This is a genomic window from Pseudomonas sp. EYE_354 (genome assembly GCF_023148575.1).
Classification (GTDB): Bacteria; Pseudomonadota; Gammaproteobacteria; order Pseudomonadales; family Pseudomonadaceae; genus Aquipseudomonas.
In genome coordinates this window covers 41,231-62,642 of sequence record NZ_JAHXNQ010000014.1, presented here as the reverse complement: position 1 = coordinate 62,642, position 21,412 = coordinate 41,231, and the positions used below count along the sequence as shown (strand labels likewise).

The following is a 21,412-nucleotide window of genomic DNA, read 5'->3' as shown; positions in this document are numbered from 1 at the left end:
GTATCTTAAATAAAGAATTCGAGTAAGGAGTGGCAGCATGAGTCAGGAATGGGATGCCGGTCGGTTGGACAGCGACCTCGATGGCGTGGCTTTCGATACCCTGGCTGTGCGCGCCGGCCAGCACCGCACCCCGGAAGGTGAGCACGGCGATCCGATGTTCTTCACCTCCAGCTACGTGTTCCGTACCGCGGCTGATGCGGCTGCACGGTTTGCTGGCGAAGTGCCGGGCAACGTGTATTCGCGCTACACCAACCCGACCGTGCGTGCGTTCGAAGAGCGTATCGCGGCCTTGGAAGGCGCTGAGCAGGCGGTGGCAACGGCCACCGGCATGGCGGCGATCATGGCTGTGGTAATGAGCCTGTGCAGTGCCGGCGACCACGTGTTGGTGTCGCGCAGCGTGTTCGGCTCGACCATCAGCCTGTTCGAGAAGTACTTCAAGCGCTTCGGTATCGAAGTGGACTACGTGCCCCTGGCGGACCTGTCCGGCTGGGACGCGGCGATCAAAGCCAATACCAAATTGCTGTTCGTCGAGTCGCCGTCCAACCCGCTGGCCGAGTTGGTGGACATCGCCGCGTTGTCGGAAGTTGCCCACGCGAAGGGCGCGATGCTGGTGGTCGATAACTGCTTCTGCACGCCTGCCCTGCAACAGCCGCTGAAGCTGGGCGCGGACGTCGTTGTGCACTCGGCGACCAAGTTCATCGACGGCCAGGGCCGTTGCATGGGGGGCGTGGTTGCCGGTCGCGCCGAGCAGATGAAGGAAGTGGTGGGGTTCCTGCGCACTGCCGGTCCGACCTTGAGCCCGTTCAATGCCTGGATCTTCCTCAAGGGGCTGGAAACCCTCAGCTTGCGCATGAAGGCCCATTGCGCCAACGCCCAGGCCTTGGCCGAGTGGCTGGAGCAGCAGGACGGTATCGAAAAAGTCCACTACGCCGGCCTCAAGAGCCATCCGCAGCACGAACTGGCCCAGCGTCAGCAGCGCGGCTTCGGTGCGGTGGTGAGCTTTGAGGTCAAGGGTGGCAAGGAGGGCGCCTGGCGCTTTATCGATGCGACGCGCCTGATCTCGATCACTGCCAACCTGGGCGACAGTAAAACCACCATTACCCACCCAGGTACCACGTCCCATGGGCGCCTGGCGCCGCAGGAGCGTGAAGCGGCCGGTATCCGTGACAGTCTGATCCGCGTCGCTGTGGGTCTGGAAGACGTGACTGACTTGCAGGCGGACCTGGCTCGCGGGTTGGCGGCCTTGTGATTGAATGGTCACTGGAGGCCGCAACGGCCAGTAACGGGCGCGTCGCGCTGGTGACGGGCGCTGCGCGGGGCATTGGTCTGGGCGTTGCCGCGTGGCTGGTCAGTGAAGGCTGGCAAGTGGTGTTGGCTGATCTGGATCGCCAGCGCGGATCCCAGGTGTCCAAGGTGCTGGGTGAGAACGCCTGGTTTATCACCATGGACGTGGCCGACGAAAAACAAGTTGCCGCAGGCGTCGCCGAAGTGCTTGGGCAATTCGGGCGTCTGGATGCGCTGGTATGTAATGCGGCGGTGGCCGACCCGCGTAACAGCACCCTGGAAAGTCTCGATCTGGCTTACTGGAATCGTGTGCTGGCGGTGAACCTCAGTGGGCCGATGTTGCTGGCCAAGCACTGCGCGCCGTACCTGCGGGCCCATGGTGGTGCGATCGTCAACCTGGCGTCGACCCGCGCCGGTCAATCCGAGCCGGATACCGAGGCCTACGCGGCGAGTAAGGGCGGCTTGTTGGCGCTGACGCACGCGTTGGCCATCAGCCTCGGACCTGAAGTACGGGTCAATGCGGTCAGCCCGGGTTGGATCGATGCACGTGATCCGGCCGCGCGCCGCGCCGAGCCACTGACCGATGCCGATCATGCCCAGCATCCGGCGGGCAGGGTGGGTACGGTCGAGGACGTGGCGGCGATGGTGGCGTGGCTGCTGTCGCGTCAGGCGGGCTTTGTGACCGGGCAGGAGTTTGTGGTGGACGGTGGCATGAGCAAGAAGATGATTTACAGCGAGTAGGGCGTGCAGGCGTCTTGAAGCAATTTTGTCTTTTTTAGAAAAACTTCAAGCGGGCTATTGACTTAGGTCCGTTACCTGCGTAAATTTCGCGGCCTCAACGAAGCAAAGGGTGATTAGCTCAGCTGGGAGAGCATCTGCCTTACAAGCAGAGGGTCGGCGGTTCGATCCCGTCATCACCCACCACTTCTTGAGAGTTTTGCCCCAGGGCAAGACGCAACTTTATAGGTTGCACCGACGCGCAGCGGTAGTTCAGTCGGTTAGAATACCGGCCTGTCACGCCGGGGGTCGCGGGTTCGAGTCCCGTCCGCTGCGCCATATTTTCCAGGTTCGATGTATCGGGCCTGAGATCGAACAGCCAACGTTGATCGATCAGATGTTTAAAGACGGTTGGCGGTTTTCGCTCAACTGGTCAAGCGATACGCAGCGGTAGTTCAGTCGGTTAGAATACCGGCCTGTCACGCCGGGGGTCGCGGGTTCGAGTCCCGTCCGCTGCGCCATATCTGCCTCAAGGCCCACTGAACGCCTTGGAGCACAAAGCAAGCGTCAAGCTTCTTTGATCCGATAGCAAAGACCCTGGTCGAAAGACCGGGGTTTTTTGTGTCTGCGATTTGATGTCCGGTTGCGGGAGCCGGCGAACCGGCTCCCGCAATGGCGTCAGAACCCCAGCTTATCGCGCAAGCCGTAGTACCAGGCGCCCAATGCTGCAAAGGGTGTGCGCAACAGTTGGCCGCCCGGGAAAGGATAGTGCGGCAGGTCGGCGAACGCATCAAAACGCTCTGCCTGGCCTCTGAGTGCCTCCGCCAACACTTTGCCCGCCAGGTGCGTGTACGTCACGCCGTGGCCACTGCAGCCCTGTGAATAGTAGATATTGTCGCCCAGGCGCCCTACCTGCGGCAGGCGCGACAGGGTCAGCAGGAAATTGCCTGTCCAGGCGTAATCAATCTTCACATCCTTGAGCTGCGGGAAGGCCTTGAGCATTTTTGGTCGGATGATCGCCTCGATATTCGCTGGGTCGCGCGCGCCATACACCACGCCGCCGCCGAAGATCAGGCGTTTGTCGCCGGTCAGGCGGTAGTAGTCGAGCAGGTAGTTGCAGTCTTCCACGCAGTAATTCTGCGGCAGGAGGGTCTTGGCCAGTTCATCCCCCAGCGGTGCGGTAGTGATCACTTGTGTGCCGCAAGGCATGGACTTGGCGGCCAGTTCCGGCACCAGATTGCCCAGGTAGGCATTGCCCGCCACGATGATGAACTTGGCTCTGACCTTGCCCTCGGCGGTATGTACTACCGGGTTGGCGCCGCGCTCGATACGCACCGCCGCCGATTGTTCGTAGATGGTGCCGCCCAGGGATTCCACGGCAGCCGCCTCACCCAGCGCCAGGTTCAGCGGATGGATATGCCCACCGCTCATGTCCAGCAGGCCGCCGACATAGTTGTCACAGGCCACCACCTCGCGGATGCGGCGTTCGTCCAGCAATTGCAGTTGCGTGTGGCCGTAGCGCTCCCACAGGCGCTTCTGCGACTCCAGGTGGCCCATGTGCTTGCTGTTTAGCGCGGCGAACACGCCACCGTCCTTCAGGTCGCACTGGATCTGATACTTGGCGACCCGCTCACGAATGATCCTGCCGCCTTCAAACGCCATCTGCCCCAAGAGCTGCGCCTGCTGAGACCCGACGCTGCGCTCGATCACATCGATATCGCGGCTGTAGCTGTTGACGATCTGCCCGCCATTGCGGCCCGAGGCGCCAAAACCCACTTTGGCGGCTTCCAGGACAGTCACGCGAAAGCCGTTCTCCAGCAGGAACAGCGCGCTGGATAGGCCGGTATAGCCGGCGCCGATCACGCAGACATCGGTTTCGACATCGCCTTGCAGCATCGGGCGAGGCGGAACGGCATTCGCTGACGCCGCGTAATACGACTGGGGGTAGGGGGTGTTCGCCATCCTGGAACCTCTGTTTTATATTTTTTACGAGTGTGCCGATCCTACCTCAGTTGAAAATTGCCTGCCAGCCAGCAGGAAAAGAGCTACGCGCGGGCTGCAAATAAAAAATTCGCATATTCATAGGGTTAGCTGCAAAAAAGATGTTGACACACCTTCTGAATTCCGTAGAATGCCGCCTCACAGCAGGCACGTAGCTCAGTTGGTTAGAGCACCACCTTGACATGGTGGGGGTCGTTGGTTCGAGTCCAATCGCGCCTACCAAACAAAATCCGCTCTGCTGGGCGGTCTAGAAGGGCTCACCGAAAGGTGAGCCCTTTTTTGTTACCTGCGATTTGTCAGTGCTAAAAGGACCTCTTCCCAAAGCAACCTGGATCGGGTGGTGACGGCTACCAGCGAGATCAGGCAGTCACCGCGGCTGTCTTAGCCGCCACCTGCAAACCAGACGTTGAGCAGAATCAGTTCAACTACGGCCACGCACAGCAAAAACATCACGAACCCGAGTGAGAAAACGCGTTTGCGCCGTGGTGGTGTGTAATCGTTGCTGAGCTCTAATAGCTTGAGCAGCAGGTCGATCAGACGCCCGATGAACTCCAGAAACTCGCTCATCCCAGGGGCGTCTCACTTGCCTTGGCGTTCTTGATATCACTGATCATCTGCTTGGCAATCGCCTGCACCTGTTTTTTGGTCAGGGCCGGGGTAATCCCTTCCCGCGCTGAAGAGCACATGTCGTAAGTACGCGAACCTGCGGCGACCTGTCTACTTCTTGTTACCTGCACCGGCGTCATTCACCAACAAAATTTATTGGTGCGCAGCAACAATTTTTCTTGTTGGACACCTCGCGCTTCCAGGCAGCAAAGTTGCCGCCACTGACGCTCGCCCTTACGGGTCAACAATAAAAAACCGAGCCGACTGCACGCCACTTCTTGCTGTGAACCCCTTGTTCACATCCTGCTGTAATGGCGCCGCAGCGCGCACTTAAGGACTTCATCGCCATGCAAACTGTTGTGAACCTATGGCCGTTGATCGGCGTACTTGTGATCGTGGTTGGCTTTGTTTTGCGCTTCAATCCGTTGTTGGTGGTCACCGCCGCCGCTATCACCACCGGGCTTGCCGCCCATTTCCCGCTGGAAAAAATCCTCGCCACCATGGGCGATGGCTTCCTTCAGACCCGTGCCCTGCAATTGATCCTCTTGTTGCCCCTGGCGGTCATCGGCTTGCTGGAGCGCCATGGGTTGCGCCTGCACGCGCAGAACTGGATTGCGCGATTCGAGCGTGCCACGGTCGGCCGCCTGCTAATCATTTACCTGTTTGTGCGCGAATCCACGGCTGCCATGGGCTTGACCAGCTTGGGTGGACACCCGCAGATGGTGCGCCCGTTGCTGGCCCCCATGGCCGAAGGCGCGGCGGAAAAACGCTACGGCAAACTGCCGGACAAGCTGCGCCACAAGGTGTTGGCCATGTGCGCGGCGACCGACAACGTCGGCCTGTTTTTTGGTGAAGACATCTTTGTAGCCTTTGGTGCGATCGCGCTGATGCACACCTTCCTGTTGGGCTCGGGAATCGATGTCGAGCCGCTGCACATTGCAGTGTGGGGCATTCCCACGGCGATCTGCGCCTTCATCATCCACGCGATCCGCCTGCATCGGTTTGACCGCCGGCTGACCCGCGAGATGACGCCTGCGTCCACCACCGTGGAGGCCGCCCAATGATTATTTCCATTCAATACCTGTACTGGCTCGCCGGCGTGCTGCTGCTGATCACTGCTGGCATGATCCTGTTGGACCGCACGCACCCCAAGCGCCTGTCCAGCGCGCTGTTCTGGTTGCTCTTCGCCATCCCATTCCTGGTGGGCGAGCGCCTGCCATCGGTGGTGGTCGGCGCAGGCGTGGTGGTGATGGCGTTGATCGCAGGCCTGGGCGGCGTTGGCCGTGGCAGCCATGTCGAGTTGCACGACAAGGCGTCCCGTGCCAGCGCCGGCCGCCTGGGGCATAAGTTGTTCATTCCGGCGCTGGCGATCCCGCTGACCACGGTGATCGGTTCGGTGCTGCTCAAGCACACTGAGATTGGTGGCGTTGCGCTGCTGGACCCGAAAAACACCACCTTCGTGTCCCTCGGCATTGGCTGCCTGATCGCCCTCGGCCTGGCCTGCTGGCTGACCCGTGATACGCCGGTGCAAGCGTTGCGTGAATCGCGCCGCCTCACCGAGGCCTTGGGCTGGGCCATGGTGCTCCCGCAAATGCTGGCGATGCTCGGCCTGCTGTTCAATGAAGCCGGTGTGGGGACGGCCGTTGCCCACGTCACCACCACTTATATCAACCTGGATTTCAAGTTGGTGGCGGTGATGGTCTATGTGTTGGGCATGGCACTGTTCACAGTGATCATGGGCAATGGTTTTGCCGCGTTCCCGGTGATGACCGGCGGTGTCGGCGTGCCGGTGCTGGTGGGCATCTACGGCGGGAACCCTGCGGTGATGGCGGCCATCGGCATGTTCTCCGGCTACTGCGGAACGCTGATGACACCGATGGCCGCCAACTTCAATATCGTACCGGCCGCGTTGCTGGAGTTGCCGGACAAGAACGCGGTGATCAAGGCCCAGTTGCCCACGGCGTTGATGATGCTGGTGGTGAATATCGTGCTGCTTTATCTATTGATGTGAGGCCAGGATGAAAACCGTACTGCTGATGGGGTTCGAGCCTTTTGATCAAGAACTGGTGAACCCGTCCTGGGAAGCCGCGCGCCAGTTGGACGGGTTCAAGATTGACCAGGATGTGAGGGTCGTGGCCCGCGAACTGCCGTGTGCGTTCGCCACGGCGGGCGAGCGCATGCTGCAATTGATTGACGAATTGCGCCCAGCGATGGTCATCGCCACCGGCCTGGCGCCGGGGCGTAGCGAGATTTCCATGGAGCGGGTGGCGATCAATATCAACGATGCGCGCATCCCCGATAATTTGGGTGAGCAGCCCGTGGATACGCCCATCGTGAACGGCGGTCCGGCGGCCTACTTTTCGACGCTGCCGATCAAGGCCATGGTCAAGGCGGTGCGTGAGGCGGGGATTGCAGCGTCTGTGTCGCAGACGGCGGGTACCTTTGTGTGCAATCAGGTGTTTTATCGTTTACAGCATGAGCTGGTGGGTTCGGCTGTGCGCAGTGGTTTTATCCATGTGCCAGGTGAGTCACTGATGCCGCTATCGCGCCTGGTAGATGGGCTGCGCGTGGCGGTGTCTGTGGCGTGGAACACCTCAGTGGATGCGGTGGAGGTGGGCGGCCAGGTGAGTTGATTCAGCGCGTGGCGCGGGAACTTCAACTACAGTCCACCTACGTTCCTGCCTTGGAAAATCGTCATGATCAAGTCGTTGAAGTTTGCGTCTGTTGCGTTGTCGCTTGTGCTGTTTGCCGGCAGCGGTATGGCCCTGGCAGATCCCGGTAACGGCAAGGGGCAAGGTAATAACAAAGGCAACAGCCAAGGTGGGCAGGGGCATGAAAAGCCCAAAGGCAAAGGTGGCGCGGGCAATCACGGGCCTGCTGTCGACCGTGGCAGCGTACTGAGTGTGCTGGGCGGCTATCGCGATTACTGGAGCCCAGGACCTGCACTGCCGCCGGGTATCCGCAAGAACCTGGCGCGCGGCAAACCGCTGCCGCCGGGTATTGCCAAGAAGCTGGACGGGCGTTTAGCCGGGCGCTTGCCCCATTACGATGGGTATGAGTGGCAGCAGGCAGGCACCGACCTGATACTGGTGACCATCGCGACGGGCATCATTTACGAAGTGCTCAATGGCGCGTTGGACTGAGCGCGCGTCCTTCATGCTTCAGGCCCTGGAAAGAACAGCTCGAAACACGTCACGCCGTCCTGGCTGCTGACGCTGTACCGGCCGTTATGCAACTGCATGATGGTCGCGACGATGGACAGGCCCAGCCCGTTGGATTGGGCCGACCGTTCCCGTGATTCATCCACCCGATAAAACCGTTCGAACAGCCGCGACAAGTGCTCGGCCGGGATGGTTTCGCCGTGGTTATTGACTCGCAGACGGATACCGTCGGCCTGTGCAACGGCCTGGATCACCAGCTCGGAGCTCGGCGCCGCATATTTGATGGCATTGGCGCACAGGTTCGCCAGGGCGCGGCGCAGCAGCATCGGCTCGGCCCAGATCACGCCGTCACCCTCGGCTCGAATGGTGATATCTCTGTCGCCCGCCAAGCCTTCGAAGTAATCGGCGATGCGTTCCAGTTCATCCGTCGCACTCAATGCCTGGCGCTGGCGCAAGGCGCTGGCCGGGTCGGTGCGGGCCAGAAACAGCATGTTGTCGAGCATTCGCGCCAGGCGCTCCAGTTCCTCGACATTGGAGGCCAGGAGTTGCTGGTAGCTCTCGACGCTGCGCTGCTGTTGCAGGGCAACTTGGGTTTCCCCCAGCAGGTTGTTGATCGGCGTGCGCAGTTCATGAGCCATGTCGGTGGACACCTGGCCCAGTTGTACAAAGCCCTTGGCCAGGCGTTCAAGCATGGTGTTGAACGAATCGATCATCGGCAGCAGCTCTTTTGGTGCCCCGTGGCTGTCGAGACGTTCGGCCAGATTGCCGACGCCGATCCCCTGGGCGTGTTCGGCCAGGCGGCGCAGGGGTTGCAGACCCCGATGCACCAGCAGGTAGCCCACCAATGCGAGGATGATGGCGGCGATACTCGCCAGGATATATACGCTCAACCGGTAGCTGGCGAGCATGGCGGTGCGCTCGGTCATCAGGCGCCCGCTGGTGACTTGCAGGCTGCCCAAGTCGCCGGAGTCGATGGACGCGGCCAGGGTGGAAAAGGGCACGCCATTGACCCCCGGCAGGTGTTGCACATCGCTCAGCGCAAGCACGTGGCCCTTGGGCACTGGCTTGATCGCCGGCAGGTCGATATTGGCCGGGTTTACCAGCAGCAGCGGTGCCTGGCCGGGCGTGGCAATGCTTAGCACCGACTCGCGATTGCCCAGCATGTTCTGGAACAATTCCGGCTTGGTCTTGATCAGGTCAAGGGTGTTGCTGTCATTGAGCAGGTTGCGCAGTTGGTCCACGCGGGAAATCAGCTGCGCGTCGTCGCGGCGGATCAGCTCGCGTTCCAGCTCACGGTACAGCGCCACGCCCAGGCTGGCCAACAAGGCAAAAGCGAGCAGGGCGAAGATCAGCGCCAGACGCAGGGTCAGGGAATAATGGCGACGATTGCTCATGGCTGGGTGTCGAAACGGTAGCCGATGCCGCGCACGCTGTGGATCAGCTTGAGCGGGAACGGGTCGTCGATCTTCAGACGCAGGCGCCGCACGGCCACGTCCACCACGTTGGTATCGCTGTCGAAATTCATGTCCCATACACGTGAGGCGATCAGCGAGCGTGACAGCACCTGGTCCTGATGGGTGGCGAACAGGTGCAGCAGGGCGAATTCCTTGTTAGTCAGGGTGATACGCGTGCCTGCACGGGTAACACGGCGTTTGAGCACGTCGATGTGCAGGTCGGCGATTTGTAGCTGTTCTTCCTCCCGGCTCGGACCTCGGCGGGTCAGGGTGCGCAGGCGTGCTACCAGTTCGGCGAAGGAGAACGGCTTGATCAGGTAGTCATCAGCGCCCAGTTCCAGGCCTTTGATGCGGTCGGCAATGTCATCGCGGGCGGTCAGGAAAAGAACCGGTGTGTCGATTTCCTTGCGCAGGCGGCGCAGCACTTCCCAGCCGTCCATTTTCGGCATCATCACGTCCAGCACGATTACGTCGAACGCGGTCTCCAGCGCCTGGTGCAGGCCGTCCACGCCATCACGGGCGAGGCTTACGGAGTAACCCTGTTCCTGCAGGCCATTGAGCAGGTAATTACCGGCCTTGGGTTCGTCTTCGACAACGAGGATGTTCATGGGAAATGCCCTGATTCAATACGTGGCGCCAGTGTAGCCCGATCAATTGTCACTGGCGCAGCCGGTGGCCTGGACCTGATAGTCGAGTACGTGTTCGCGACCCTGGTGATCGAGGTAGTCGAGCCTTGCCGGGACGACGCCGCACTGACCATAGGTGTCGGTGCTCGACAGTACTTTGGCCACATCCAGGTGAACGAAAAAGCCGGTCTTGTCGTGGATCACGTTGGCGTTATCAGCCGCGAACACCGAGCTGGTAGCAAGCAAGGCGGTCAGTGCGAGGATAAAAAGTTTCATAGCTGTCTCTCTGTTGGTAACGGGATGGCTGCCAAGTTGTGGCAGTGGCGTCACGGTAACCAGAGGACCCGAACAGCCCGCCAACAGGAGGATGACAAGTTTGTAATGATTGGCGGCGCGAGGTGCTCGTCGCGTTTACAAGTCATGAGGTGATCCGTAGATTGCACCGGGCCGATTATTCGTTTCAGCCCACGAGGAAGCCACGCCGTGTCCATCCGAGGTTCAGCCGTATTTAACCGTCCTTACCGCGCTTTCCTGTTCGATATGGACGGGACGCTGCTCAACTCCATTGCCGCCGCCGAACGGGTGTGGAGCATCTGGGCTGAGCGCCATGGGCTGGATGTGGCGGCGTTCCTGACCACCATTCATGGCGCCCGTGCGATCGATACCATCAGGCGTCAAGCGTTGCCCGGCGTCGATCCGGAGGTTGAGGCACAGTGGATCACCGAGGCGGAAATCAACGATGTGCAAGGTGTGGTGGCGATTCCCGGGGCTGTCGACTTTCTAAAGCGCCTGCCTGAAGACCAGTGGGCGCTGGTGACGTCTGCTCCCAAGGCGCTGGCAGTGCGACGACTGCAGGCGGCGGGTATCACGCCGCCGGCGGTATTGGTCACCGCCGAAGATGTCGCGATCGGCAAGCCGAACCCAGCCTGTTATGTGCTGGGAGCCCAGCGCCTGGGTGTGCCGGTGCAGGACTGTCTGGTGTTTGAAGATGCCGGCGTAGGTATTCGCGCGGGGGAGGCGGCCGGGGCGGATGTGATGGTGGTGACGGCCACCCACCACGCGCCCATGGACACGGTGCATCCGTCGATTGAGCGGTATGAGCAACTGCAGGTCCGGCGCGACGTCAATGGCTTATTGTGCGTGGAGCGCACGACGCCCTGATGCAAAAAGGCCGAGCCCGTTACCGGTCTCGGCCTGGTTCGTAACTAGCGCAGGCAGGTGGCGCGTGCATTCGATCACTGCGCATGGTTTGGCGTGACAACACCATTTCCCTGAGAATTTCGTTGGCCAGCCGTGCAATCGCTTCGGCGCCGCGATAGTGCGCGCGCACAATGCCGGTGATTGCAAAGTTGTCGGTGTCCGGACCGCTCAGGATGGCCGAGAGGGTTCCGTCAGCGTGTAAGGTGCAGGTGACCTTGTAGCTGGGCAGTCGGGCTGCCAGTTCAGATTCGATTTGGGTTTTACTGAGGGTATCCATCGGCTTCAGCACCTTTACTGGCTGTGCGAACAATCCCAAGAATAGGTCCTGTTGCGAGCCTGTAAATACCGGCGATCTGATGGCAGGCAGCGTCGGTCAGCCTGCGGCTTTTTGCGCGGTTCGCTGGCAAAGTTTGCGCTGAACTGCCTTCTGGATAGGCTTGAGGCAGAACATGAACAGGTAGCCGCACAGCAGTAGTGTCAGGTCCAGCCAGGAACGGGGGCCGCCGGCGTCTTCCAGTTTCAGCTTAAGGGCATATTCCAAGCCGACGAACGCCATCCCAATCAGCAAGGCGATTGCCCACGATCGGGAAAGAAACGGCTGCACGGTAGTGGGCCTCATCGACGGGCTCCTGAGTGCACACAGACGGCTGTGATGTCAGTCAGTGGATTCGGCCTTAGATAACGTAACAAGTTCCATACGTGACGACAGTTTCATCCTGAGGGCAGATGAGCGTATCGACAACGCAAGTGGCGCAACACACAAGAGCAATTCGAAGGGGTTTTCGCCAGCCGTTACAGTGCACGAACGGGCTGGCTACTGAGGGCGCTTCAAGGCGTCTGGTTTTTGTCCGGAGCAGTCAGGCCGGCCTGGATGCGTTGGTAGATCTCTTCGCGATGTACGGCAACATCTTTGGGCGCGTTGATGCCGATTCGTACTTGCTGGCCGCTTACGCCGAGGATGGTGATCGTGATGTCATCACCGATGTTTATGCTTTCACCGACTTTGCGGGTGAGTATAAGCATGGACTTCTCCTTGATTACTTTTAAGGACACATGTTTCAGACAGGGCAGGTGTCGGATGTGTGTAGCTTACTGCTAAGCGCTTCCCTGTGACTGCCTCTTTTAGGACGCATAGAGGCGACATTAATTCCCATGGCGGCATCATACAGGTCTGGGATACATCATTCGCATTGTTTAAGCCAACGTTTATGACGGCCAGAATAGACAGTGAATGATAAAGTCGCCTCTTTATCCTTTAAAGGAGCAGGGCAGTGCGTAAAGTAGCGATGGCAATGGCGGTGTTGGCACTGGCCGGATGCGGTGAAGGCAAAAGCGTCGATGCGCCCAGGGCCAAGCCTGCCGTCACCGAAACCCAGCCACAAACCGGCGCGATTGCCGCCCAGGAATGGGATCTGCGGGTTGGTCCGCCAGACCACAAGTTGCAGGCGATCACCGACCTGACCGCGTGGTTGCTCGAACATGGTTTCAATTTTTATATCGTGAAGGTCGACGGTAAGGACGAGGTGCTTTTGGGGCCGTTCGCAACCAAGGCAGAAGCCGAAGCCAAGCAGACGCTGCTCAACGAAAAAATGGCCCGCGCCAAGAAAACCGACACCGTCTCCGAAATCATCGAGCACAACGCCGCGCAATGACTGGCTGGATCGGGCGGCATGCCGCCCACGTTCAGCCGCAGGCTTTGAGGTTCACAGGGCCTACAAATTCATTGCCGCGTCCCATGACGCACGCCACGGTCTGGTTACGCTGGCGCTCCCAGGCCTGCACCGGGTAAGTCTTGTTCCAGGCTTCATACAGCCGGCGATCCTGTTTTGACAGGCGCAAGCCATACTGCTTGCTCATGTAGAAATAGGTACGTGCAATCATCCCGCGAATGGACGGACGCGGCATGACCTTTTTGGCTTTGAAGTCCACCTGGGTCAGGCATGAGCCGTACTGCCCGCGTTGCACCGGCAGCCAGCCGAAACTGAAGTTATTCCGGTCGCCATTCACCTCGCCGATGCTCGGCACCAAGTTGTGCAGGTCGGCTTCAGCGCGCTTGAACACCTCATCACGGCGCGTGCAGTTCTTGCGCCCGCCATCCTGCCAGCACTGGCGCTGATGCCCTATCTGCCAGGCCGGAACAATGTGCTCCCACTCGATGCGCCTGGCGCGGCTGGCGTTTTTACGCGGGATGTAGCCGCAGGCTTTCAGGTCCACGCGGTTGCCGGTGTATTTGCAGCCGCAATAGAACTCGGTGGATTGCGGTGCGTAGAGCGTCCAGGCGACTTTCTTGGCTTCACTGAAGGTTCGAGGTGCCTGAGCGTGGGCGGCAACGGCAAAAAACAGACAACACGCAGCAATAAAACGGGTGCTCATTGAATCAATCTTCCTTCGGCACAACCCAGAAAATCTGCACACCGCCGTCGTCGCGATAGGCGAGGGTGACGTTGTCGTTCTCCGCGATTTCCTCCAGTAAACGCTGCCAATCGTCCTCGGGCTCGTCCGGCAAGCGGAAGATCAAGGCGGCCCTGGCCTTTTGCGCATTGGTGGAGTTGATGATCTTTTGCACACGAACAGCCAGGCGTTCGTAGGCATCCGGGGGAGTTGGCGCTGCAGAAGAAGACGTTGCCACAGAGTATTCCTTAGTTTGCTGTATGTGCATACAGTATTTAACTGTAGGCGATTTCGCAACTGCTTAAACTTCAAGAAGTTCGTCTTACAACAAATTGGAGTGTTGGATGTAGGGAGGGGAGGCGTTTACGGCGGAATTCAGCGAGGGAAGCAGGAGCGGTCAGACCGCCCCCGCGTGGCGTTTCACCAGGAATCAATATTCCCAGAACATCCGTTGCAGCTCTTTGCTGTCCTGGGTCTTGGTCAGCGCAACCATCGCCAGAATCCGCGCTTTCTGCGGGTTCAGGTCAAGGGCGGCCACCCAGTCGTACTTGTCGTCCGGCTGTTCGGCGTTACGCAGCACCATGCCGCCGGCATTTACGTGGGAAGAGCGAATGATCTGCACGCCTTGCTTGCGCAGCTCAACCAGTGCCGGGACCACCTTGGAGGATACCGAGCCGTTGCCGGTACCGGCATGGATGATGGCTTTGGCGCCAGCCTGGGCCAGGGCCTTGTAGGCGGTGTCGCTCACGTTGCCGTAGCCGTAGGCGATTTCGACGTCCGGCAGGCTCTTGATGTTCTTGATGTCGAATTCCGAATCCATGGTGTGACGCTTGGCAGGCAGGCGGAACCAGTAGGATTTGCCTTCAACCACCATGCCCAATGGGCCCCAGGGGCTCTTGAACGCTTCGGTCTTGATGTTGATCATCTTGCTGACGTCGCGACCCGATTGGATCTCGTCGTTCATGGTTACCAGTACGCCTTTGCCGCGCGCGTCTTTGCTGCCGGCCACGGCCACGGCGTTGTACAGGTTGAGCATGCCGTCGGCCGACATGGCGGTGCCTGGACGCATGGAGCCAACCACGACGATGGGCTTGTCGGTTTTTTCCACCAGGTTCAGGAAGTAGGCGGTCTCTTCGAGGGTGTCGGTGCCGTGGGTGATCACGATGCCGTCCACGTCCTTGCTGTCGGCAAGTTCAGCAACGCGACGACCCAGTTGCAGCAGGTTTTCGTTGTTGATGCTTTCGGACGCGATTTGCATGACTTGTTCGCCACGTACATTGGCGATCTGACTAAGCTCAGGAACGCCGGCGATCAGTTGTTCGATGCCGACTTTGGCCGCCTGGTAGGTGGCACTGTTGGCTGCACTGGCGCCTGCGCCCGCAATGGTGCCGCCGGTAGCGAGGATCACCACATTGGACAGTTTGGTCTTGGATTCAACTTCCTTTGCCTGGGCGGCAACGGGGAACAGCAGCAGAAGGGCTAAGGCGCCCGGTACAAAGTTCTTCAATGCAGATTTCATTATTTTTCTCTCTGGTTTTTGATGAGTGCTGTAGCAGGTTCATCTAGAACACCTGGGCGTTGCTGAATGCCCAAGGCGCTGTGTAGGAGCAGGATCCGTACCAGGCTGATTGTGTTCCCGTATATTAATTAATTTATTGATATATAACGTTTTTATCTGTTTTTTTGAGGCGTGGCGCCGGACAATTGTCCGGCTTTCCGAACAACCTGAGTCGTTGCGTTCGGTTGTCCGAAAAAACTGACGGAAAAATCCTGATCGTGCGCCAATACCTGTCGTTTCAAGGAGCGGCCGTGCAGCGCAGAGGGTGCTAAGGTCTCCCACGGGGTGTGTGAGGCAGGGCTGAAGGCATTGCAATGAAAGGCTGTGTTGTACCGTTGACAAATCGTTGCAACGTTCTCATAGTTTGACTAACGCAAACGTTTGCGAGTTGTTTCGCCGAGTCCGGTGAACGCTCGTATAAGCCACCCGGGTGGGAGGGCGCCGAAACGTTCTTCGGTGCGAGCGTTGCTCACAATAATCATAAGATCGGAGTAAACCCATGAAGCTGCCATTCGCTGGACGTCTTCTTGCTGTCGCTGTGCTTGCTGCCGCATCCGCCGCTTTACCTCTTTCCTCTGCATTTGCTGATGACGCCGCCGCCAAACCGAAGGTCGGCCTGGTGATGAAATCCCTCGCCAACGAATTTTTCGTGACCATGCAGGACGGTGCCAAGGCCTACCAGAAAGACCACGCCGCCGATTTCGACATGATCACCAACGGCATCAAGAACGAAACCGACACCAGCGCGCAGATTGATATCGTCAATCAGATGATCCTCGCCAAGGTCAACGCCATCGTCATCGCGCCTGCCGACTCCAAAGCACTGGTCACCGTGCTCAAGAAAGCCTCCGACGCCGGTATCAAGGTGGTCAACATCGACAACCGTCTGGACCCGGATGTGCTGAAAAGCAAAAAGCTCGAAATTCCGTTCGTAGGTCCGGATAACCGCAAAGGCGCCAAGCTGGTAGGCGACTACCTGGCCGAAAAGCTGAGCAAAGGTGACAAGGTCGGCATTATCGAAGGTGTACCGACCACCACCAACGCCCAACAGCGCACCGCAGGCTACAAGGATGCGATGGACGCGGCCGGCATGAAGATCGTCTCGACTCAATCCGGCAACTGGGAAATTGACCAGGGTCAGAAAGTCGCCTCGGCCATGCTCAGCGAATACCCGGACCTCAAGGCCCTGTTGGCGGGTAACGACAACATGGCTCTGGGTGCGGTCTCTGCCGTCCGTGCCGCAGGCAAGGCCGGTAAAGTCCTGGTCGTAGGCTACGACAACATCGAAGCGATCAAGCCGATGTTGCAGGACGGACGCGTCCTGGCCACCGCCGACCAGGCTGCAGCCCAGCAAGCGGTATTCGGTATCCAGAATGCCCTCAAGCTGGTCAAGGGTGAGAAAGTCGATGCCAAGGACGGCGTGATCGAAACCCCGGTCGAGCTCGTCATCAAGAAGTAATTCCGGCAGCACCCAACAGCGTCCGCTCGTCCTGAGCGGACGCCTGGAGATTTTCCTATGTCATCTTCCGCCCCGAACGCTGTCCTCTCGGTCAGCGGTATCGGTAAGACCTATGCCCAACCGGTTCTGTCCGACATCACACTCACGCTTAATCGTGGTGAGGTGTTGGCGCTGACCGGTGAAAACGGCGCAGGCAAAAGCACGTTGTCGAAGATTATCGGCGGGCTGGTCACGCCGACCACCGGGCACATGCAATTCATGGGGCAGGATTACCGTCCTGGCAGCCGCACCCAGGCCGAGGCGTTGGGTGTGCGTATGGTCATGCAGGAACTCAATCTGCTGCCGACCCTGACCGTGGCCGAAAACCTGTTTCTGGATAACCTGCCGAGCAATTGTGGCTGGATCAGCCGCAAGCAACTGCGCAAAGCCGCGATCGAAGCCATGGCGCAGGTCGGCCTGGACGCCATTGACCCGGACACCCTGGTTGGCAGCCTGGGCATCGGTCATCAACAGATGGTCGAGATCGCCCGTAACCTCATTGGCGATTGCCATGTGCTGATCCTCGACGAACCCACGGCGATGCTCACCGCCCGTGAAGTCGAGATGCTGTTTGAGCAAATCACCCGCCTGCAGGCCCGGGGGGTGGCGATCATCTATATTTCGCATCGGCTCGAAGAGCTGGCCCGTGTTGCCCAGCGCATTGCGGTACTGCGTGACGGCAAGCTGGTCTGCGTCGAGCCGATGGCCAATTACAACAGTGAGCAACTGGTGACCTTGATGGTCGGTCGCGAGCTGGGTGAACACATCGACCTGGGCCCGCGCACCATTGGTGGTCCGGCCTTGACGGTCAAAGGGTTGAGCCGTTCGGATAAGGTGCGCGACGTGTCGTTTGAAGTGCGTGCCGGCGAGATCTACGGCATTTCCGGCCTGATCGGCGCCGGTCGCACCGAGCTGCTGCGCCTGATCTTCGGCGCTGACCTCCCAGACAGCGGCACCGTGGCCCTGGGCTCGCCGGCTCAGGTGGTGAGCATCCGCTCGCCGGTGGACGCGGTCGGGCATGGCATCGCGTTGATCACCGAGGACCGTAAAGGTGAAGGCTTGCTGCTGACGCAGTCCATCAGCGCGAATATTGCGTTGGGCAACATGCCGGAAATCTCCGGTGGTGGGGTTGTGAACAGCCGCGACGAAACCGCCTTGGCTACGCGCCAGATCGACGCGATGCGTATCCGCAGCTCCAGCCCGGCGCAGTTGGTATCCGAACTGTCGGGCGGCAATCAGCAGAAAGTCGTGATCGGCCGCTGGCTTGAGCGCGACTGCTCCGTAATGCTCTTCGACGAACCAACCCGAGGTATCGACGTCGGGGCCAAATTCGATATTTACGCCTTGCTTGGCGAACTGACTCGCCAGGGCAAAGCGTTGGTGGTGGTGTCCAGCGACCTGCGTGAACTCATGCTGATCTGCGATCGCATCGGCGTGCTGTCTGCCGGACGTTTGATCGAAACCTTCGAGCGCGACAGCTGGACCCAGGACGAATTGCTCGCTGCCGCGTTTGCCGGCTATCAAAAACGTGATGCGCTGCTCAACGAAGCCGCGCCTAGGAATACCCCATGAAAACCACAACTTCCCCCGGTAAAACCGGCGGCAACTTCTACGGCCTGGGCACATACCTGGGCCTGGCGGGCGCCTTGCTTGCAATGATTGCGTTGTTCTCGGTGCTCAGTGATCACTTCCTGTCCTACGACACCTTCAGCACCCTCGCCAACCAGATCCCGGACCTGATGGTGCTGGCGGTCGGCATGACCTTCATTCTGATCATTGGCGGCATTGACCTGTCGGTGGGCTCGGTGCTGGCGTTGGCCGCGTCGGCCGTCAGCGTAGCGATTCTCGGCTGGGGCTGGAGCGTATTACCGGCCGCGATGCTGGGCATGGGCTGCGCCGCGTTGGCCGGCACTATCACCGGTTCGATCACCGTGGCCTGGCGGATTCCCTCGTTTATCGTGTCCTTGGGTGTGCTTGAGATGGCCCGCGGCGTCGCGTACCAGATGACCGGTTCGCGCACGGCCTATATCGGCGATTCGTTCGCCTGGCTGTCGAACCCGATTGCCTTTGGTATATCGCCGTCGTTCATCATCGCCTTGCTGGTGATCATCGTGGCGCAACTGGTGTTGACCCGTACCGTATTCGGTCGTTATCTGATCGGTATCGGCACCAACGAAGAGGCCGTGCGCCTGGCCGGGATCAACCCAAAACCCTACAAAATTCTGGTGTTCAGCCTCATGGGGTTGCTGGCGGGGGTGGCGGCGTTGTTCCAGATCTCGCGCCTGGAAGCGGCAGACCCGAACGCGGGCTCCGGCCTGGAACTGCAAGTGATCGCCGCGGTGGTGATCGGTGGCACTAGCCTGATGGGCGGCCGCGGTTCGGTTATCAGTACCTTTTTTGGTGTGTTGATCATTTCGGTACTGGCCGCCGGCCTCGCGCAGATTGGCGCCACGGAACCGACCAAGCGCATCATCACCGGTGCTGTGATCGTGATTGCCGTGGTGCTGGACACTTACCGCAGCCGACGCGCCAGTCGGCGGGGCTGAACCATGGCAACGATCAAGGATGTGGCAGCGCTTGCAGGTATTTCCTACACCACGGTGTCCCATGTGGTGAACAAGACGCGCCCAGTGAGCGAGCCGGTACGGATCAAGGTCGAAGCGGCCATCAAGCAGCTCGACTACGTACCCAGCGCGGTTGCGCGCTCGCTCAAGGCCAAGACCACGGCCACCATTGGCTTGCTGGTGCCCAACAGCCTCAACCCATATTTTGCGGAGCTGGCGCGGGGCATTGAGGATTACTGTGAGCGTAATGGTTATTGCGTGATCCTTTGTAACTCCGATGACAATGCCGAAAAACAGCGCAGCTATTTACGGGTGTTATTGGAGAAGCGCGTCGACGGTTTGATCGTTACGTCGGTGGGCGGTGACGACAGCGGTTTGGCCGCAGGCTTGAGCGCGGTACGCACGCCCATGGTGATTGTCGACCGTGCGCTGGATGGCATCGACGTCGACCTGGTGCGTATCGATCACGAGGAGGGCGCTTATCTGGCGACTCGCCACTTGCTTGAGTTGGGTCATCGCGACATCGCCTGCATTGGTGGGCCGGCTCACACCCGCGTGGCGCAAATGCGACTGGCGGGCTACCACCGTGCGCTGCATGAGGCCGGTGTGGAGGTGGCGGCTGGGCGCACCCAGGAAAGCGACTTCACCAGCACCGGTGGTTATGCCGCGGCCGTACAATTGCTGGTGCATAACCCGCCCAGTGCGATTTTTGCCAGCAACGACATGATCGGCTTCGGCGTGCTGCGGGCAGCGGCGGAGCGCAATATCCGCGTGCCCGGCGAGCTGTCGGTGATCGGCTTCGATGACATTCAAATGAGTCGCTACGTCTACCCGGCGCTGACCACGGTCGGGCAATCGATCCTGCAACTGGGCGAGACGGCAGCCGAACTGTTACTGCGACGAATTGCAAAACCCCAACTGCCGATCGATCAGCGCATCGTGACGCCTAGCATTGTATTGCGTGAGTCGACGGCACCGGTTGCCGGTGTATTCGCTCAATACCGCTGAACCGAATTGATGAGTACTGATGTATGCCAGCAAAAGTAGTGGTAGTAGGCAGCTTGAACATGGATCTGGTCACTCGTGCCAGCCGGCTGCCCCGTGCCGGTGAAACTTTGATCGGCCAGACGTTTTCCACGGTTCCGGGTGGCAAGGGTGCCAATCAGGCCGTGGCTTCAGCGCGACTGGGTGCGGATGTGGCGATGATCGGCTGCGTCGGCTCGGACGCTTACGGCGTTGAGTTGCGTGACGCGTTGCGGGTGGAAGGTATCGATTGCCAGGCTGTCGGCACCGTGGATGGCTCCAGCGGCGTGGCGCTGATCGTGGTGGATGACAGCAGCCAGAACGCGATTGTGATTGTTGCCGGCAGCAACGGCGAGCTGACGCCAGCCTCACTGCGGGGTGCTGATGCAGTGCTGCAGGCCGCCGACGTGATTGTCTGCCAGCTTGAAGTGCCGATGGACACCGTAGGTTATACGCTCAAGCGCGGTCGTGAGCTGGGCAAGGTCGTGATCCTTAACCCCGCGCCGGCCAGCGCTCCATTGCCGGGCGATTGGTACGCCTCGATCGATTACTTGATTCCCAACGAGAGCGAAGCCACTGCATTGAGCGGCGTTGTGGTCGATTCTCTGGACAGTGCCAAGGTGGCCGCGACGCAACTGATCAAGGCCGGTGCAGGCAAAGTCATCATTACCCTCGGTGCCCAAGGCGCATTGTTTGCCGATGGCGGCCGCTTTGAGCATCTTGCGGCACCCGTGGTCAAGGCGGTGGACACCACCGCCGCTGGCGACACCTTTGTCGGTGGCTTTGCCGCAGCCCTGGCCAATGGCAAAAGCGAGGCCGAGGCGATCCGTTTTGGCCAGGTCGCGGCAGCGCTGTCGGTCACCCGTGCCGGTGCGCAACCCTCCATTCCTACGCTGCACGACGTTCAAGGTTTTGTGTCCCAATGAAAAAGACGCCTTTGCTCAATATCGCCCTCTCGCGGGTCATCGCCTCCTTGGGCCATGGCGACATCCTGGTGATCGGTGACGCTGGCTTGCCGGTGCCGCCGGGTGTCGAGCTGATCGACCTGGCGCTGACCCAGGGCATCCCCGACTTCATCAGCACACTGCGTGTGGTACTCAGTGAAATGCAGGTGGAGAGCCATGTGCTGGCCGAAGAAATCCTGCTCAAACAGCCGCCTGCACTGGCAGCGTTGAATACCCTGACTGAGCAGGCCGCCCTTGGCGAGCGGCGTCTGGTCAATCATGAAGCGTTCAAGCAACTGAGCCAGAAGGCGCGTGCTGTGGTGCGCACTGGCGAGTGCCAGCCTTATTGCAATATCGCGCTGGTGTCCGGCGTGACGTTCTAGCG

At 59.9% G+C, this 21,412-nt stretch carries 25 protein-coding genes and 4 tRNA genes; 18 read left to right on the top strand and 11 right to left on the bottom strand.

What is annotated here, in order from left to right:
- Positions 1-37: 37 nt before the first annotated feature.
- The 5 genes from KZX66_RS19325 to KZX66_RS19305 all read left to right on the top strand — a co-directional run bounded on the left by KZX66_RS19325 (position 38) and on the right by KZX66_RS19305 (position 2,522).
- Positions 38-1,249 (top strand): O-succinylhomoserine sulfhydrylase, encoded by a 1,212-nt coding sequence (locus KZX66_RS19325; protein WP_248082250.1) that lies wholly within the window; start codon positions 38-40, stop codon positions 1,247-1,249.
- Between the two features lie 11 nt (positions 1,250-1,260).
- A complete protein-coding gene (locus KZX66_RS19320) occupies positions 1,261-2,025 on the top strand; it encodes an SDR family oxidoreductase (RefSeq protein WP_248082519.1) in 765 nt (254 codons plus the stop codon).
- Between the two features lie 107 nt (positions 2,026-2,132).
- Positions 2,133-2,208, top strand: a tRNA-Val gene (locus KZX66_RS19315).
- A gap of 55 nt (positions 2,209-2,263) precedes the next feature.
- Positions 2,264-2,340 (top strand) — tRNA-Asp (locus KZX66_RS19310).
- 105 nt (positions 2,341-2,445) lie between these two features.
- Positions 2,446-2,522, top strand: a tRNA-Asp gene (locus KZX66_RS19305).
- A gap of 157 nt (positions 2,523-2,679) precedes the next feature.
- On the opposite strand, the gene KZX66_RS19300 is transcribed toward KZX66_RS19305, so the two are convergent.
- Complete coding sequence (locus tag KZX66_RS19300; RefSeq protein WP_248082242.1) at positions 2,680-3,963, bottom strand: FAD-binding oxidoreductase; 1,284 nt, start codon at positions 3,961-3,963, stop codon at positions 2,680-2,682.
- Positions 3,964-4,147: 184 nt separating this feature from the next.
- Between KZX66_RS19300 and KZX66_RS19295 the strand changes: the two genes are divergently transcribed.
- Positions 4,148-4,224, top strand: a tRNA-Val gene (locus KZX66_RS19295).
- Positions 4,225-4,383: 159 nt separating this feature from the next.
- On the opposite strand, the gene KZX66_RS19290 is transcribed toward KZX66_RS19295, so the two are convergent.
- Positions 4,384-4,569 carry a hypothetical protein gene (locus tag KZX66_RS19290; RefSeq protein ID WP_248082240.1) on the bottom strand — a complete coding sequence of 62 codons (186 nt, stop codon included), beginning with the start codon at positions 4,567-4,569 and terminating at the stop codon, positions 4,384-4,386.
- Between the two features lie 386 nt (positions 4,570-4,955).
- On the opposite strand from KZX66_RS19290, the gene KZX66_RS19285 reads away from it, so the two are divergent.
- From KZX66_RS19285 to KZX66_RS19270, 4 genes are all read left to right on the top strand, one after another.
- Complete coding sequence (locus KZX66_RS19285; protein WP_248082238.1) at positions 4,956-5,672, top strand: DUF969 domain-containing protein; 717 nt, start codon at positions 4,956-4,958, stop codon at positions 5,670-5,672.
- The gene (locus tag KZX66_RS19280; RefSeq protein ID WP_248082236.1) at positions 5,669-6,619 is read left to right on the top strand and encodes a DUF979 domain-containing protein; all 951 of its coding nucleotides are present in this window, start codon (positions 5,669-5,671) and stop codon (positions 6,617-6,619) included. The genes KZX66_RS19285 and KZX66_RS19280 overlap by 4 nt, the downstream gene beginning before the upstream one ends.
- 7 nt (positions 6,620-6,626) lie before the next feature.
- Positions 6,627-7,241, top strand: a complete 615-nt coding sequence (gene pcp, locus KZX66_RS19275) for a pyroglutamyl-peptidase I (RefSeq protein ID WP_248082234.1) — start codon at positions 6,627-6,629, stop codon at positions 7,239-7,241.
- 63 nt (positions 7,242-7,304) lie between these two features.
- The gene (locus tag KZX66_RS19270; protein WP_248082232.1) at positions 7,305-7,751 is read left to right on the top strand and encodes an anti-virulence regulator CigR family protein; all 447 of its coding nucleotides are present in this window, start codon (positions 7,305-7,307) and stop codon (positions 7,749-7,751) included.
- A gap of 11 nt (positions 7,752-7,762) precedes the next feature.
- On the opposite strand, the gene KZX66_RS19265 is transcribed toward KZX66_RS19270, so the two are convergent.
- From KZX66_RS19265 to KZX66_RS19255, 3 genes are read right to left on the bottom strand one after another with little or no spacing between them, the layout of a single operon-like run.
- A complete protein-coding gene (locus tag KZX66_RS19265) occupies positions 7,763-9,163 on the bottom strand; it encodes a heavy metal sensor histidine kinase (protein WP_248082230.1) in 1,401 nt (466 codons plus the stop codon).
- A complete protein-coding gene (locus KZX66_RS19260; protein ID WP_248082228.1) occupies positions 9,160-9,831 on the bottom strand; it encodes a heavy metal response regulator transcription factor in 672 nt (223 codons plus the stop codon). The genes KZX66_RS19265 and KZX66_RS19260 overlap by 4 nt, the downstream gene beginning before the upstream one ends.
- A gap of 42 nt (positions 9,832-9,873) precedes the next feature.
- The gene (locus KZX66_RS19255; RefSeq protein WP_248082226.1) at positions 9,874-10,125 is read right to left on the bottom strand and encodes a DUF2790 domain-containing protein; all 252 of its coding nucleotides are present in this window, start codon (positions 10,123-10,125) and stop codon (positions 9,874-9,876) included.
- Positions 10,126-10,332: 207 nt separating this feature from the next.
- Between KZX66_RS19255 and KZX66_RS19250 the strand changes: the two genes are divergently transcribed.
- Positions 10,333-11,010, top strand: a complete 678-nt coding sequence (locus KZX66_RS19250; protein WP_248082224.1) for an HAD family hydrolase — start codon at positions 10,333-10,335, stop codon at positions 11,008-11,010.
- A 19-nt stretch (positions 11,011-11,029) separates the two neighbouring features.
- Here KZX66_RS19250 and KZX66_RS19245 read toward each other — a convergent pair whose 3' ends face one another.
- From KZX66_RS19245 to csrA, 3 genes are all read right to left on the bottom strand, one after another.
- Positions 11,030-11,326, bottom strand: coding sequence for a hypothetical protein (locus KZX66_RS19245; RefSeq protein WP_248082223.1), 297 nt, complete (start codon positions 11,324-11,326; stop codon positions 11,030-11,032).
- 96 nt (positions 11,327-11,422) lie between these two features.
- On the bottom strand, positions 11,423-11,668 hold the full coding sequence (locus tag KZX66_RS19240) for a hypothetical protein (RefSeq protein WP_248082221.1): 246 nt from the start codon (positions 11,666-11,668) through the stop codon (positions 11,423-11,425).
- A 209-nt stretch (positions 11,669-11,877) separates the two neighbouring features.
- The gene (gene csrA / locus KZX66_RS19235; RefSeq protein WP_003192511.1) at positions 11,878-12,072 is read right to left on the bottom strand and encodes a carbon storage regulator CsrA; all 195 of its coding nucleotides are present in this window, start codon (positions 12,070-12,072) and stop codon (positions 11,878-11,880) included.
- A 263-nt stretch (positions 12,073-12,335) separates the two neighbouring features.
- Between csrA and KZX66_RS19230 the strand changes: the two genes are divergently transcribed.
- On the top strand, positions 12,336-12,701 hold the full coding sequence (locus KZX66_RS19230) for an SPOR domain-containing protein (RefSeq protein ID WP_248082517.1): 366 nt from the start codon (positions 12,336-12,338) through the stop codon (positions 12,699-12,701).
- Between the two features lie 31 nt (positions 12,702-12,732).
- Here the strand turns inward: KZX66_RS19230 and KZX66_RS19225 are convergent, their stop codons facing one another.
- The 3 genes from KZX66_RS19225 to KZX66_RS19215 form a co-directional block, all read right to left on the bottom strand.
- Positions 12,733-13,422 (bottom strand): endonuclease I family protein, encoded by a 690-nt coding sequence (locus KZX66_RS19225; RefSeq protein WP_248082219.1) that lies wholly within the window; start codon positions 13,420-13,422, stop codon positions 12,733-12,735.
- Between the two features lie 4 nt (positions 13,423-13,426).
- A complete protein-coding gene (locus KZX66_RS19220) occupies positions 13,427-13,678 on the bottom strand; it encodes a DUF1654 domain-containing protein (RefSeq protein WP_248082217.1) in 252 nt (83 codons plus the stop codon).
- A gap of 192 nt (positions 13,679-13,870) precedes the next feature.
- Positions 13,871-14,959, bottom strand: a complete 1,089-nt coding sequence (locus KZX66_RS19215) for an asparaginase (RefSeq protein ID WP_010209102.1) — start codon at positions 14,957-14,959, stop codon at positions 13,871-13,873.
- Positions 14,960-15,497: 538 nt separating this feature from the next.
- Between KZX66_RS19215 and KZX66_RS19210 the strand changes: the two genes are divergently transcribed.
- From KZX66_RS19210 to rbsD, 6 genes are read left to right on the top strand one after another with little or no spacing between them, the layout of a single operon-like run.
- Entirely contained in the window at positions 15,498-16,457 is a 960-nt protein-coding gene (locus tag KZX66_RS19210) for a sugar ABC transporter substrate-binding protein (protein WP_248082215.1), read from the top strand.
- 57 nt (positions 16,458-16,514) lie between these two features.
- On the top strand, positions 16,515-18,068 hold the full coding sequence (locus KZX66_RS19205; protein WP_248082213.1) for a sugar ABC transporter ATP-binding protein: 1,554 nt from the start codon (positions 16,515-16,517) through the stop codon (positions 18,066-18,068).
- The gene (locus tag KZX66_RS19200) at positions 18,065-19,042 is read left to right on the top strand and encodes an ABC transporter permease (protein ID WP_248082211.1); all 978 of its coding nucleotides are present in this window, start codon (positions 18,065-18,067) and stop codon (positions 19,040-19,042) included. Before KZX66_RS19205 ends, KZX66_RS19200 begins: the two co-directional genes overlap by 4 nt.
- 3 nt (positions 19,043-19,045) lie before the next feature.
- On the top strand, positions 19,046-20,068 hold the full coding sequence (locus tag KZX66_RS19195; protein WP_248082209.1) for a LacI family DNA-binding transcriptional regulator: 1,023 nt from the start codon (positions 19,046-19,048) through the stop codon (positions 20,066-20,068).
- A 23-nt stretch (positions 20,069-20,091) separates the two neighbouring features.
- A complete protein-coding gene (rbsK, locus tag KZX66_RS19190; protein ID WP_248082207.1) occupies positions 20,092-21,009 on the top strand; it encodes a ribokinase in 918 nt (305 codons plus the stop codon).
- Positions 21,006-21,410, top strand: coding sequence for a D-ribose pyranase (gene rbsD / locus KZX66_RS19185; protein WP_248082205.1), 405 nt, complete (start codon positions 21,006-21,008; stop codon positions 21,408-21,410). The genes rbsK and rbsD overlap by 4 nt, the downstream gene beginning before the upstream one ends.
- Positions 21,411-21,412: the final 2 nt, after the last annotated feature.

Bases quoted from the DNA above. Each gene is read 5' to 3' on its own strand.
- KZX66_RS19325 (WP_248082250.1), top strand. From the start codon at position 38: ATGAGTCAGGAATGGGATGCCGGTCGGTTGGACAGCGACCTCGATGGC.
- KZX66_RS19300 (WP_248082242.1), bottom strand. From the start codon at position 3,963: ATGGCGAACACCCCCTACCCCCAGTCGTATTACGCGGCGTCAGCGAAT.
- KZX66_RS19290 (WP_248082240.1), bottom strand. From the start codon at position 4,569: ATGAGCGAGTTTCTGGAGTTCATCGGGCGTCTGATCGACCTGCTGCTC.
- KZX66_RS19285 (WP_248082238.1), top strand. From the start codon at position 4,956: ATGCAAACTGTTGTGAACCTATGGCCGTTGATCGGCGTACTTGTGATC.
- KZX66_RS19280 (WP_248082236.1), top strand. From the start codon at position 5,669: ATGATTATTTCCATTCAATACCTGTACTGGCTCGCCGGCGTGCTGCTG.
- pcp (WP_248082234.1), top strand. From the start codon at position 6,627: ATGAAAACCGTACTGCTGATGGGGTTCGAGCCTTTTGATCAAGAACTG.
- KZX66_RS19270 (WP_248082232.1), top strand. From the start codon at position 7,305: ATGATCAAGTCGTTGAAGTTTGCGTCTGTTGCGTTGTCGCTTGTGCTG.
- KZX66_RS19265 (WP_248082230.1), bottom strand. From the start codon at position 9,163: ATGAGCAATCGTCGCCATTATTCCCTGACCCTGCGTCTGGCGCTGATC.
- KZX66_RS19260 (WP_248082228.1), bottom strand. From the start codon at position 9,831: ATGAACATCCTCGTTGTCGAAGACGAACCCAAGGCCGGTAATTACCTG.
- KZX66_RS19255 (WP_248082226.1), bottom strand. From the start codon at position 10,125: ATGAAACTTTTTATCCTCGCACTGACCGCCTTGCTTGCTACCAGCTCG.
- KZX66_RS19245 (WP_248082223.1), bottom strand. From the start codon at position 11,326: ATGGATACCCTCAGTAAAACCCAAATCGAATCTGAACTGGCAGCCCGA.
- KZX66_RS19240 (WP_248082221.1), bottom strand. From the start codon at position 11,668: ATGAGGCCCACTACCGTGCAGCCGTTTCTTTCCCGATCGTGGGCAATC.
- csrA (WP_003192511.1), bottom strand. From the start codon at position 12,072: ATGCTTATACTCACCCGCAAAGTCGGTGAAAGCATAAACATCGGTGAT.
- KZX66_RS19230 (WP_248082517.1), top strand. From the start codon at position 12,336: ATGGCAATGGCGGTGTTGGCACTGGCCGGATGCGGTGAAGGCAAAAGC.
- KZX66_RS19225 (WP_248082219.1), bottom strand. From the start codon at position 13,422: ATGAGCACCCGTTTTATTGCTGCGTGTTGTCTGTTTTTTGCCGTTGCC.
- KZX66_RS19215 (WP_010209102.1), bottom strand. From the start codon at position 14,959: ATGAAATCTGCATTGAAGAACTTTGTACCGGGCGCCTTAGCCCTTCTG.
- KZX66_RS19210 (WP_248082215.1), top strand. From the start codon at position 15,498: ATGAAGCTGCCATTCGCTGGACGTCTTCTTGCTGTCGCTGTGCTTGCT.
- KZX66_RS19205 (WP_248082213.1), top strand. From the start codon at position 16,515: ATGTCATCTTCCGCCCCGAACGCTGTCCTCTCGGTCAGCGGTATCGGT.
- KZX66_RS19200 (WP_248082211.1), top strand. From the start codon at position 18,065: ATGAAAACCACAACTTCCCCCGGTAAAACCGGCGGCAACTTCTACGGC.
- KZX66_RS19195 (WP_248082209.1), top strand. From the start codon at position 19,046: ATGGCAACGATCAAGGATGTGGCAGCGCTTGCAGGTATTTCCTACACC.
- rbsK (WP_248082207.1), top strand. From the start codon at position 20,092: ATGCCAGCAAAAGTAGTGGTAGTAGGCAGCTTGAACATGGATCTGGTC.
- rbsD (WP_248082205.1), top strand. From the start codon at position 21,006: ATGAAAAAGACGCCTTTGCTCAATATCGCCCTCTCGCGGGTCATCGCC.